The 11,922-nt window shown below is 54.7% G+C and carries 9 protein-coding genes and 1 pseudogene; 3 read left to right on the forward strand and 7 right to left on the reverse strand.

Annotation, left to right across the window (positions count from 1 at the left end; genetic code table 11):
• Both HMPREF1024_RS29420 and HMPREF1024_RS03050 read right to left on the reverse strand, forming a co-directional pair.
• Nucleotides 1–133: IS1 family transposase (locus tag HMPREF1024_RS29420; protein WP_001349871.1), on the reverse strand; the 133-nt coding region annotated here is incomplete at its 3' end.
• A gap of 54 nt (nt 134–187) precedes the next feature.
• A pseudogene (locus HMPREF1024_RS03050) lies at nt 188–757 on the reverse strand (acyltransferase); the annotation flags it as partial.
• A 396-nt stretch (nt 758–1,153) separates the two neighbouring features.
• Between HMPREF1024_RS03050 and polA the strand changes: the two are divergent.
• Nucleotides 1,154–3,946, forward strand: coding sequence for a DNA polymerase I (gene polA, locus HMPREF1024_RS03045; protein ID WP_002882729.1), 2,793 nt, complete (start codon nt 1,154–1,156; stop codon nt 3,944–3,946).
• Between the two features lie 347 nt (nt 3,947–4,293).
• Here the strand turns inward: polA and yihA are convergent, their stop codons facing one another.
• Entirely contained in the window at nt 4,294–4,926 is a 633-nt protein-coding gene (yihA, locus tag HMPREF1024_RS03040) for a ribosome biogenesis GTP-binding protein YihA/YsxC (RefSeq protein WP_002882734.1), read from the reverse strand.
• A gap of 583 nt (nt 4,927–5,509) precedes the next feature.
• On the opposite strand from yihA, the gene yihI reads away from it, so the two are divergent.
• Nucleotides 5,510–6,016 carry a Der GTPase-activating protein YihI gene (gene yihI, locus HMPREF1024_RS03035; protein ID WP_009309723.1) on the forward strand — a complete coding sequence of 169 codons (507 nt, stop codon included), beginning with the start codon at nt 5,510–5,512 and terminating at the stop codon, nt 6,014–6,016.
• A gap of 188 nt (nt 6,017–6,204) precedes the next feature.
• Entirely contained in the window at nt 6,205–7,578 is a 1,374-nt protein-coding gene (gene hemN / locus HMPREF1024_RS03030; protein ID WP_009309724.1) for an oxygen-independent coproporphyrinogen III oxidase, read from the forward strand.
• A gap of 35 nt (nt 7,579–7,613) precedes the next feature.
• Here hemN and HMPREF1024_RS30850 read toward each other — a convergent pair whose 3' ends face one another.
• The 4 genes from HMPREF1024_RS30850 to glnA all read right to left on the reverse strand — a co-directional run bounded on the left by HMPREF1024_RS30850 (nt 7,614) and on the right by glnA (nt 11,900).
• On the reverse strand, nt 7,614–7,724 hold the full coding sequence (locus HMPREF1024_RS30850) for a YshB family small membrane protein (RefSeq protein ID WP_004152951.1): 111 nt from the start codon (nt 7,722–7,724) through the stop codon (nt 7,614–7,616).
• Nucleotides 7,725–7,834: 110 nt separating this feature from the next.
• The gene (gene glnG / locus HMPREF1024_RS03025) at nt 7,835–9,244 is read right to left on the reverse strand and encodes a nitrogen regulation protein NR(I) (protein ID WP_002882749.1); all 1,410 of its coding nucleotides are present in this window, start codon (nt 9,242–9,244) and stop codon (nt 7,835–7,837) included.
• 8 nt (nt 9,245–9,252) lie between these two features.
• Nucleotides 9,253–10,302, reverse strand: coding sequence for a nitrogen regulation protein NR(II) (gene glnL, locus HMPREF1024_RS03020; RefSeq protein ID WP_004146229.1), 1,050 nt, complete (start codon nt 10,300–10,302; stop codon nt 9,253–9,255).
• Between the two features lie 188 nt (nt 10,303–10,490).
• Nucleotides 10,491–11,900: a glutamate--ammonia ligase gene (gene glnA, locus HMPREF1024_RS03015; protein ID WP_002882753.1), complete on the reverse strand. Its 1,410-nt coding sequence runs from the start codon at nt 11,898–11,900 to the stop codon at nt 10,491–10,493.
• Nucleotides 11,901–11,922 lie beyond the last annotated feature (22 nt).

The following is an 11,922-nucleotide window of genomic DNA, read 5'->3' on the forward strand; positions in this document are numbered from 1 at the left end:
AAGTGAACTGCAGTTGCCATGTTTTACGGCAGTGAGAGCAGAGATAGCGCTGATGTCCGGCAGTGCTTTTGCCGTTACGCACCACCCCGTCAGTAGCTGAACAGGAGGGACAGCTGATAGAAACAGAAGCCACTGGAGCACCTCAAAAACACCATCATACACTAAATCAGTAAGTTGGCAGCATCACCTTTTTTTCTTCGGTAAAACGCGAGCCTTCCACAAAATTGACGATAGTCGTCGGATGCGCGCGAAATTTTTCACACGAACGGCGGGTGGTTTCGACATCTTTACCGCGGCGCTCCGGGTGACGAATAAGATAGCTGCGCGAGTAGCGGCGCATAAAAGGCATATCCAGCGCCCAGCAGGCGAGGCCAATGAAGGGTACCCACGCCAGCTGTTGTTTAAGGAAGTACTTATTCATCGGAATATGCTTGCGGAACAGCACGCACAGCACCACGATGTCTGCCCAGCTGTGGTGGTTGCTGATCAGCAGATACCAGTTCTTTTTGTTCAGGCCTTCCAGACCCTGGACGTCCCATTTTAGCCAGGGATTGAGATGCAACAGCAGCGCCAGCCCTTCGCACCAGCAGTACATCATAAAATTGCAAAAAACGGATATAGAGCGCCATACCGCTGGAATGGGGACCAGCAGTTTAATCAGCCCGGCGACGATGATCGGTACAGAGCAGATAATGGTGACTAAGATGGTTAAGGCGATACTCAGCGGAAGTGTTATCGCAGCGAGTAATCTCGACATAGTTAGTTTATTCAGAAAGTTAGGCTGACAAAGAGCGCCTTTAAGCTGCGCAAGAGGCTGATTTTACCAGAAAACGCGGCAAATGACGGGTCTTACCAGCACAGAAAAAAACAAGGATCTTCTATCCACATGGAAGATTAGGTCATCAAATTCATGCCAGGATCGTTGATCTGTTTTTAAGTGGTTGATAAATAGTAAATAATACTATTTATTCATTTATTTTCAGGGGCGGATAAGCTGACGTTGTAAAACTATGCACAAAGTTATCCACAAGCTAAGTTGTCGCGCGATCGCGACGATCGTTGAATCTTTTCCGCGAATTGCGGGAAAAATTCAGGATTTCATGCCCGTCTGTGGCATCCTTTATCCATAATCTGATAAACAGGCACGGAAATTATGGTTCAGATCCCAGAAAACCCTCTCATCCTCGTTGACGGCTCCTCCTATCTTTATCGGGCGTATCATGCGTTTCCGCCGCTGACTAACAGCGCAGGGGAGCCCACCGGGGCTATGTACGGCGTACTGAATATGCTGCGCAGTTTGATACTGCAGTATCAACCGACTCATGCCGTCGTGGTCTTTGATGCGAAAGGGAAAACCTTCCGTGATGAATTGTTCGAGCATTACAAATCTCACCGCCCGCCGATGCCGGACGATCTGCGCGCGCAGATTGAGCCGTTGCATAAGATGGTGAAAGCGATGGGGCTGCCGCTGATGGCAGTCCCGGGCGTCGAAGCTGACGATGTGATTGGCACCCTGGCGCGGGAAGCGGAAAGGGCAGGTCGCCCAGTCCTGATCAGCACCGGCGATAAAGACATGGCCCAGCTGGTGACGCCGGGCATCACCCTGATCAATACCATGACCAACACTATCCTCGGGCCGGATGAGGTGGTTACTAAGTACGGCGTCCCGCCGGAGCTGATTATTGATTTCCTGGCGCTGATGGGCGACTCCTCGGATAACATTCCCGGCGTGCCGGGCGTGGGCGAAAAGACCGCCCAGGCGCTGCTGCAAGGCCTCGGCGGCCTTGATACGCTGTATGCGGAACCGGAGAAGATCGCTGAACTGAGCTTCCGCGGCGCGAAAACGATGGCGGCGAAGCTCGAGCAGAACAAGGACGTGGCTTATCTCTCTTATCAGCTGGCGACCATCAAAACCGACGTCGAGCTGGAGCTCACCTGCGAAGAGCTGGAGGTGCAGCCGCCGGCGGCAGACGATCTGCTGGCGCTGTTCAGACAGTATGAATTTAAGCGCTGGACCACCGACGTTGAGGCCGGAAAATGGCTGCAGGCTAAGGGGGGCAAACCGGCTGCGAAACCTGCAGCGCCTGCAGCAGCGGCAGAAGCGGAAGAAGAGGTTGAAGCCGCTACTGCACTTTCAGCAGAGCATTATGTCACTATCCTTGATGAGGCTACGCTGCTCACCTGGATCGATAAGCTGAAGCAGGCGCCGCTCTTTGCCTTTGATACGGAAACCGACAGCCTGGATAACATCTCCGCCAACATGGTTGGTCTTTCATTCGCTGTTGAGCCAGGCGTGGCCGCCTATGTCCCGGTAGCGCATGATTATCTTGATGCGCCGGATCAGATCCCGCGCGAGCGCGTGCTGGCGCTGCTTAAACCGCTGCTGGAGGATGAGAAGGTGCTCAAGGTCGGGCAAAATCTCAAATACGATCGCGGCATTTTGGCTAATTACGACATTGAGCTGCGCGGGATTGCGTTCGATACCATGCTCGAGTCTTACATTCTCGACAGCGTGGCGGGCCGCCACGATATGGACAGTCTTTCCGACCGCTGGCTGAAACATAAAACCATTACCTTCGAAGAGATTGCTGGCAAGGGTAAGAATCAGCTCACCTTTAACCAGATTGCGCTGGAAGAGGCTGGTCGCTATGCGGCGGAAGATGCCGACGTTACGCTCCAGCTGCATCTGAAGATGTGGCCGAAGCTACAGCAGCATGAAGGCCCGCTGAATATCTTCCAGCACATTGAAATGCCGCTGGTGCCGGTGCTGTCTCGCGTTGAGCGCAACGGCGTTAAAATCGACCCCGCCGTGCTGCATGCGCACTCGCAGGAAATTGCCCAGCGCCTGGTTGAGCTGGAGCAGCGGGCACATGAGATCGCCGGGGAAGCGTTTAATCTCTCCTCCACCAAACAGCTGCAAACGATCCTGTTTGAAAAACAGGGTATCAAGCCGCTGAAGAAGACGCCGGGCGGTGCGCCGTCCACCTCTGAAGAGGTGCTGGAAGAGCTGGCGCTCGATTATCCGTTGCCGAAAGTGATTCTGGAGTATCGTGGGCTGGCGAAGCTGAAGTCTACCTATACCGATAAGCTGCCGCTGATGATTAACCCCAAAACGGGCCGCGTGCATACCTCCTATCATCAGGCGGTCACCGCCACCGGCCGTTTGTCGTCTACCGATCCAAACCTGCAAAACATTCCGGTGCGTAACGAAGAAGGGCGCCGTATTCGCCAGGCGTTTATCGCGCCGGAAGATTACGTCATTGTCTCGGCGGACTACTCGCAAATCGAGCTGCGCATTATGGCGCACCTGTCGCGGGATAAAGGCCTGCTGACCGCCTTCGCGGAAGGGAAGGATATTCACCGGGCGACGGCGGCTGAAGTATTTGGCTTACCGCTGGACAGCGTCAGCAGCGAACAGCGGCGCAGTGCGAAAGCCATCAACTTCGGTCTGATCTACGGCATGAGCGCCTTTGGCCTGGCCCGCCAGCTGAACATCCCGCGTAAAGAAGCGCAGAAGTACATGGATCTTTATTTCGAACGTTATCCGGGCGTCCTGGAGTATATGGAGCGCACCCGCGCACAGGCGAAGGAGCAAGGGTATGTTGAAACGCTGGATGGCCGTCGACTCTATTTGCCGGATATCAAGTCCAGCAATGGCGCTCGTCGTGCCGGCGCGGAGCGTGCGGCGATTAACGCCCCGATGCAGGGGACGGCTGCGGATATTATCAAGCGGGCGATGATTGCCGTTGATGAATGGCTGCGGAGCGAGAAACCTCGCGTGCGGATGATCATGCAGGTTCACGATGAACTGGTCTTTGAAGTGCATAAGGATGAGCTCGATGCCGTATCGAAAAAGATCCACGAACTGATGGAGAACAGCACTACGCTGGCGGTACCGTTGCTGGTGGAAGTGGGCAGCGGCGAAAACTGGGATCAAGCGCACTAAGTATACAAAGCGCAACGCGATTTTCTGTAAGTAAGCAACATAACTTATAGAGTTTTGTGAGGATCATTTGAATTTGCTATGTAAATAGTGAAAAAAAACTACAAAAAATGCTTTATCCGTGAGCGAAAGAAGAGTAAAGTTATTCGCGTAGGGTACAGAGGTAAGATGTTCTATCTTTCAGACCTTTTACTTCACGTAATCGGATTTGGCTGAATATTTTAGCCGCCCCGGTCATTTATGACCGGGGCGTTTTTTATTGCGCGAAAGAAAAGTTTTAGGCTGTGAAAACAACGTAGTATGAACGTCCGGATAGGGCGCTACGCGCCGTTATCCGGAAAAAGCGGGGGTTACTCGGCGTCTTCGACGGCTTCTTGCGGCGGGATTTCGTTAAACCAGCTATCCAGCTTCTGTCGCAGCTTATCGACGCCAGATTTTTTCAGCGAAGAGAAGGGTTCAACCTGGACATCGCCATTGAAGGCCAGTACCGCTTCACGCACCATATTCACTTGCGCTTTACGCGCGCCGCTGGCGAGCTTATCGGCTTTGGTGAGCAGTACCAGCACCTGAATATCGCTCTCTACCGCCCATTCGATCATCTGCTGATCGAGATCTTTAAGCGGATGACGTATGTCCATCAGCACCACGAGACCCTTCAGGCACAGACGTTTTTCCAGGTATTCCCCCAGCGCGCGCTGCCACTTGATCTTCATCTCTTCGGGTACTTGCGCATAACCATAGCCGGGCAGGTCGACAAGGCGCTTGCCCTCAGCGACTTCGAACAGGTTAATCAGCTGCGTACGCCCCGGGGTTTTGGAGGTACGCGCCAGGTTCTTCTGATTAGTCAGCGTATTCAGCGCGCTGGATTTTCCCGCGTTGGAGCGGCCGGCGAACGCCACTTCAATACCGGTATCGGCAGGAAGATGGCGGATATCTGGCGCGCTAGTGACAAAGTGCGTCAGTTGATAATTCCAGTTGGTCAAGACGGTCGTCTCCGTTAAAACAGGCTATGGCAGGGATTATACCTGAACAGCAGAAAAAGGCTGTTTTTACCGCACGCCGTTCCTGTAAGTAAAAACCATATGGTTTGTGAGACATTGACTATTCTTTGTATAGGACATACCTGAGGAAAATAAGACAAAACATATTTAAAGTATTGAAAATTAATCAATTATAGAAATAGAGAATTCTGAAAATAGATTTTTAACTGCCAGACTGGTTGTCGATTTTTGTCAACAAGGTAAAGTAATACACAACGGCGGGGATGCTGAAAGGATTAGGACTCAGGACGAGGAGTCAGGAAGCGCCAGGAGGCGAAGACCACAGGATAGTCAGGATGACGCGCGTCTTGGAGACGTTTTACAGGGAAAAGGAAGAAACAGGGACCGTTGGACGCTAAGGGAAAGACAGGGTGAGTCGTTAGCGAACAGGGAAAGAAGAGCCCGTTAAGGGTGGTCAGTGAGGAAAAAGGCGACAGAGTAATCTGTCGCCTTTTTTCTTTGCTTGCTTTCTGCTAGATTCCGCCTCAATTCTATACTGAATACTACTGTCTGAAGATTACACATCATGAAAAAACCGACATCCGCCACCCGTGGCAAATCCGGCCGCAAGTCGCGTGAAGAGTTAAATCAGGAAGCTCGCGATCGCAAACGGCAGAAGAAACATCGTGGCCACGCGGCAGGCAGTCGCGCGAACGGCGGCGATGCGGCTTCAGCGGGTAAAAAACAGCGTCAGGCGCAAGATCCGCGCGTGGGTAGCAAAAAACCGATCCCGCTGGGCGTGAGCGAAAGCAGCGTTCCAGCTCCCAAGCAGCATAAACCAAAGAGCGAGAAACCTATGCTTTCACCGCAGGCTGAGCTGGAGTTGCTGGAGAATGATGAGCGCCTGGACGCGCTGCTGGAACGTCTGGAAGAGGGCGGCACCCTGAATGCTGAAGAGCAGAGCTGGGTGGACGCCAAACTGGATCGCATTGATGAGCTGATGCAGCAGCTCGGCCTCTCTTACGATGATGAAGATGAAGAAGAGGAAGAGCGTCAGGAAGATATGATGCGTCTGCTGAAGGGTGGAAACTAACATTTGCATCCCATCGGATTCCCGGTACTCCTTATAACTCTTCTGGTTATATGTTATCTGCTGTGGTTATTCGTTAAACTACGACGGTTGTCGCGGCGTCAGAAATGGCTGCGCAACCGGCTCATGACCCGCGGTGCGGTGGGGCCGGGACGGCGTACCCGTCGGCGGCACCATCGGAAGGAGTGAGCATGTCTGAGCAGATAATCGACTGGGATCTGGCCCTGATCCAGAAATATAACTATTCCGGGCCGCGCTATACCTCGTATCCCACCGCGCTGGAGTTTTCACCGCAATTTGGCGCGGCGGAATTCGATGCCGCTGTGGCCCGTTACCCACAGCGTCCCCTGTCGCTGTACGTGCATATCCCGTTTTGCCATAAGCTGTGTTATTTCTGCGGCTGCAATAAGATAGTCACCCGCCAGCAGCATAAGGCCGATCAATATCTCGATGTCCTTGAACAGGAGATCATCCACCGCGCGCCGCTGTTTGCCACTCGCCAGGTGAAGCAACTGCACTGGGGGGGCGGCACGCCAACTTATCTCAATAAGGCGCAAATCAGTCGCCTGATGGATCTGTTGCGCAGCTATTTCCATTTCAGCGCGGAAGCCGAGATCTCCATTGAGGTCGATCCGCGTGAAATCGAGCTGGATGTCCTCGATCATTTACGCGCTGAGGGTTTCAACCGCCTGAGTATGGGCGTACAGGACTTCAATAAAGAGGTTCAGCGTCTGGTTAACCGTGAGCAGGACGAAGCGTTCATCTTTGATTTGCTCAACCATGCGCGGGAGATTGGTTTTACCTCGACCAATATCGACCTCATTTATGGCCTGCCGAAGCAAACGCCGGAGAGCTTCGCCTTTACCCTGCAAAAGGTCGCCGAGCTCAATCCTGACCGCCTGAGCGTGTTTAACTATGCGCATCTGCCCACGCTCTTTGCCGCTCAGCGGAAGATTAAAGATGCCGATCTGCCCTCCGCTGAGCAGAAGCTGGAGATCCTGCAGGAAACCATCGGCTCGCTGACGACGGCAGGCTATCAGTTTATCGGCATGGACCATTTCGCCCGTCCCGATGATGAATTAGCGGTCGCGCAACGTCACGGCGTACTGCATCGTAATTTCCAGGGCTACACCACTCAGGGCGATACCGATCTGCTGGGGATGGGCGTTTCGGCGATCAGCATGATTGGCGACAGCTACGCCCAGAACCAAAAAGAGCTCAAGCAGTACTACCAGCAGGTAGCAGAGCAAGGGAACGCCCTGTGGCGCGGGATCGCGTTAACTCGCGATGACTGTCTGCGTCGCGACGTGATTAAAGCGTTGATCTGTAACTTCCAGCTGGATATCGCGGCGGTCGAGGCGCAGTGGGACGTGGATTTTGCGTCTTATTTCGCCGAGGATCTGAAGCTGCTGGCGCCGCTGGCGCATGACGGGCTGGTGGCTGTGGATGATAAGGTCATTCAGGTGACGGCGAAAGGCCGCCTGCTGATCCGCAACATCTGTATGTGCTTTGATGCCTACCTACGGCAAAAGGCCCGGATGCAGCAGTTCTCACGGGTTATTTAATATTTTCCCCCTCTCCCGCAGGAGAGGGGGAACAATTAGCTGAACAGCCCGACCAGCGCAGCGCACAGCACGGCAGCGACTGCCGTTTGTGGCGTGTGACTCGCAGCGGCGCCGCTCGATATCATACTCACCAGTGATTCAAACATGATGCTCTCCCCTAATGCCGGGCACGATCATACTCAACTCATCGGAACAGTAAAGTACAAAATAGCAGCACTTTGCGCCGATCGGCTATTTTTCATCATGCTGTTGAACCCTACTCCATACCCAATTCTTTTAGCTTACGCGTCAGGGTATTACGTCCCCATCCCAGCAGGCGCGCAGCCTCCTGTTTGTGCCCCTGAGTATGGCGCAGGGCGGTCGTTAGCAGCGTGCGCTCCATTTCGGGTTGCGCTTCTGAGAGCAGGTTTTGATGACCGGATCGCAACGCCCGATCGGCCCACTGACCCAGCAGCGTCGCCCAGCTGTCAGGCTGCATCTGCGTTGGGCTATCAGGAATCGTGGTCTCAAACAGTTCGCTCGGCAGATCCTGCGTCAGCACCTCCTGGCCGGCGGCCATGACGGTGAGCCAGCGACAGGTGTTTTCCAGCTGACGGACGTTGCCTGGCCACGCCAGGCGGGTCAGCGCTGTCTCCGTTTCCGGATGCAGCTGTTTGGCTTCAACGCCGAGCTCGCGGGCGGCTATCTGCAGAAAATGGCGGGCCAGGCGTGGAATATCTTCCCGGCGCTCACGCAGCGGCGGTAAATGCACCCGGATGACGTTCAGGCGGTGGAACAAATCTTCACGAAATTTCCCCTCCTGCACGCGCTGTTCCAGGTTCTGGTGGGTGGCGGCGATGATCCGCACATCGACCTTCACCGGCGCGTAACCGCCCACGCGATAAAACTGGCCATCCGCCAGCACGCGCAGCAGACGAGTCTGGACATCAAGCGGCATATCGCCAATTTCATCCAGGAACAGCGTACCGCCGTCAGCCTGTTCAAAGCGACCCTGACGGACGGTATTGGCGCCGGTAAAGGCTCCTTTTTCATGGCCGAACAGCTCGGACTCAATCAGGTCCTTGGGGATCGCCGCCATATTCAGCGCGATAAACGGCGCTTTTGAGCGTGGACTATGGCGATGCAGGGCATGTGCGACAAGCTCTTTACCGGTACCGGATTCACCATTGATCAGCACGCTGATGGATGAGCGCGACAGGCGGCCAATAATGCGAAAGACATCCTGCATGGCTGGCGCTTCGCCGATGATGTCGGCGGTTGGGCTACTTATCGGCGCATTTCGCGGCTGCTGCTGCTCTTGATAGTGGCTTATCGCCCGGTCGACGAGGGCGACGGCTTCATCGATATCAAAAGGTTTGGGCAAATAATCAAACGCGCCCTGCTGATAAGCGCTGACCGCGGCGTCCAGATCGGAATGCGCGGTCATTATGATGACCGGAAGCATTGGATGGCGCTGCTTAATCTGTTTGAGCAGCGCCAGACCATCCATTCCCGGCATACGGATATCTGACAGCAGTACATCCGGGGTTTTGGTGGTGAGGGCATCTAGCACCTCATTGCCGCTTTCGAACGTTGTGCAGCTCAAGCCGGCTCCGGTGAGCGCGCGTTCAAGCACCCAGCGGATGGAGCTATCGTCATCAACGATCCAGGCTATCCCTCGTTGCATAAACACCTCTACTTCCGAATAGGCAGGTATACCGAAAATTCGGTATGACCCGGCCAGCTGGTGAATTCAATTTTGCCGGAGTGCTGATCGATAAGGCTACGGGCGATAGATAAGCCCAGGCCGGTACCGCCTTCGCGGCCGCTGACCATCGGATAGAACAGCGTATCCTGGAGATGGGGCGGAATACCCGGGCCATTATCTTCAACGTCGATGCGGGCGGCGAGGCGATAACGCACCCCGTGCAGCGTCAGCTGGAAAGCGGTGCGGGTGCGAAGAATAATTTCGCCCCCTTCCGGCCCCAGAGCCTGCAGCGCATTACGGACGATGTTCAGCAACACCTGTTCAATTTGATCCGGGTCGTGGGGTAGCTCTGGTAGGCTGGGGTCGTAATCGCGGATCAACTTCACGTTGTCCGGCAACTCCATGGAAACCAGTTTAACTACCCGTTCGGCGACTTTGTGGATGCTTTCGGTAACGTGCATGCCCGGATGCTGTGGTCCGAGCAGGCGGTCGACCAGATTTCTTAGCCGGTCGGCCTGCTCAATGATCACTTTGGTATATTCCGTTAGCGCCGGGTCGGGCAGCGCTTTGCTGAGCAGCTGGGCCGCGCCGCGCAGGCCGCCTAACGGGTTTTTTATCTCATGCGCCAGGCCGCGGACGAGGTCGCGAGCGGCGACCTGCTGCGCATGCTGTAGCTGCTCCTGGCTCAGGCGGCGCTGATTATCCATCGGCGCCATTTCCAGCAGAATAAAGCCTTCCGGCAGCCGCTGGGCGGTCAACGACAGGATGTGCGAACGGCCATCGATAACCAGCGTCACTTCGTTATCGGTAAATCCCTGGCCCGCCTGCAGGCTCTCCTGCATCAGCCCGATATTCAACGAAAAATAGCTCAACAGCTCAGGTAATGGGGTGCCAAACAGTTTGCGCGAGCTCTGCGCCAGCAGCTGCTGCGCCGCAGGGTTGGCAAAGTGCACCGCCAGGTCATCATCGACCAGTAAAATACTGTTGATAAGGGAGTTAAGGATCTGCCCAGCATCGGGCAGTGTGCCTGTTGCCATTCGACAGTCTCCTGAAAATGAGTGCACCAATTTAGTGCAGTATAGCTTTTTATCGGTAAAAAGCTCGCGAGATCAGCGTGTTGGTGGAGAAAAAAGCCCATCCTGAGATGGGCTGAAAGTTTCCACGGCAACAAAATATCCCGGGCATCTCGCGCCACAACACGACATACCCTGGATTTACAGCAAAATTAGACGCTGTAGTACAGTTCGAACTCAACCGGATGCGGAGTCATGCGTACGCGGTCGTTCTCTTCCATACGCAGGGCGATGTAGGCATCGATAGCGTCATTGGTGAACACGCCGCCAGCGGTCAGGAACTCGCGGTCAGCATCCAGGGCCTGCAGGGCTTCTTCCAGAGAGCCGGCAACCTGCGGGATCTCTTTCGCTTCTTCCGGCGGCAGGTCATACAGGTTTTTATCCATTGCTTCGCCCGGATGGATTTTGTTCTTGATACCATCAAGGCCAGCCATCAGCAGCGCCGCAAAGCACAGGTACGGGTTGGCAGCCGGGTCCGGGAAGCGCACTTCGATACGACGCGCTTTCGGAGAGGTCACCACCGGAATACGGATAGAGGCAGAGCGGTTACGGGCAGAGTAAGCCAGCATAACCGGCGCTTCGTAACCCGGGACCAGACGCTTGTAGGAGTTGGTGGTCGGGTTCGCCAGGGCGTTGATGGCTTTAGCGTGTTTGATTACGCCGCCGATGTAGAACAGCGCCTGCTCAGACAGACCGGCGTATTTGTCGCCGGAGAACAGGTTGGTACCGTTTTTCGCCAGAGACATATGGCAGTGCATGCCGGAGCCGTTGTCGCCGAACATCGGTTTCGGCATAAAGGTCGCGGTTTTACCAAAGCGGTGAGCGACGTTGTGAACAACGTATTTGTAAATCTGAATTTCATCCGCTTTTTTGGTCATGGTATTGAAGCGGGTTGCCACTTCGTTCTGACCTGCGGTTGCTACTTCATGGTGATGGGCTTCAACAACCAGACCCATCTCTTCCATGATCATACACATGGTGGAACGGATGTCCTGAGAAGAGTCTACTGGCGGAACCGGGAAGTAACCCCCTTTCACGCCCGGACGGTGACCTTTGTTACCGCCTTCGTATTTGGTAGAGGAGTTCCACGCACCTTCAATGTCATCGATCGCGACATGGGAGCCGGAGATAGAGGCGCCAAAGCGGATGTCGTCGAACAGGAAGAATTCTGGTTCTGGCCCGAACAGGACGGTATCAGCGATGCCGGTGGCGCGCAGGTACTCTTCAGCGCGTTTCGCGATGGAGCGCGGGTCACGGTCATAGCCCTGCAGGGTGCCTGGCTCGAGGATATCGCAGCGGATGATCAGGGTCGGTTCTTCGTAGAACGGGTCAATGACCGCGGTGGACGCGTCCGGCATCAGGACCATGTCAGATTCGTTGATACCTTTCCAGCCACCAATCGAGGAGCCATCAAACATTTTGCCTTCTTCGAAGAATTCGGCATTTACCTGATGAGACGGAATCGTGACGTGCTGTTCTTTACCTTTGGTATCGGTGAAGCGCAGATCGACAAACTTCACTTCGTGCTCGTTCAGCATCGTCAAAACGTGTTCAGCGGACATACTTAAACTCTCCCGGATTGGT

It is taken from the genome of Klebsiella sp. 4_1_44FAA (assembly GCF_000238715.1).
GTDB classification, from domain to species: Bacteria; Pseudomonadota; Gammaproteobacteria; order Enterobacterales; family Enterobacteriaceae; genus Klebsiella; species Klebsiella pneumoniae.

Coding starts and splice junctions, on each gene's coding strand:
- yihI (WP_009309723.1), top strand. CDS start 5,510: ATGAAAAAACCGACATCCGCCACCCGTGGCAAATCCGGCCGCAAGTCG.
- glnL (WP_004146229.1), bottom strand. CDS start 10,302: ATGGCAACAGGCACACTGCCCGATGCTGGGCAGATCCTTAACTCCCTT.
- hemN (WP_009309724.1), top strand. CDS start 6,205: ATGTCTGAGCAGATAATCGACTGGGATCTGGCCCTGATCCAGAAATAT.
- glnA (WP_002882753.1), bottom strand. CDS start 11,900: ATGTCCGCTGAACACGTTTTGACGATGCTGAACGAGCACGAAGTGAAG.
- polA (WP_002882729.1), top strand. CDS start 1,154: ATGGTTCAGATCCCAGAAAACCCTCTCATCCTCGTTGACGGCTCCTCC.
- glnG (WP_002882749.1), bottom strand. CDS start 9,244: ATGCAACGAGGGATAGCCTGGATCGTTGATGACGATAGCTCCATCCGC.
- HMPREF1024_RS30850 (WP_004152951.1), bottom strand. CDS start 7,724: ATGTTTGAATCACTGGTGAGTATGATATCGAGCGGCGCCGCTGCGAGT.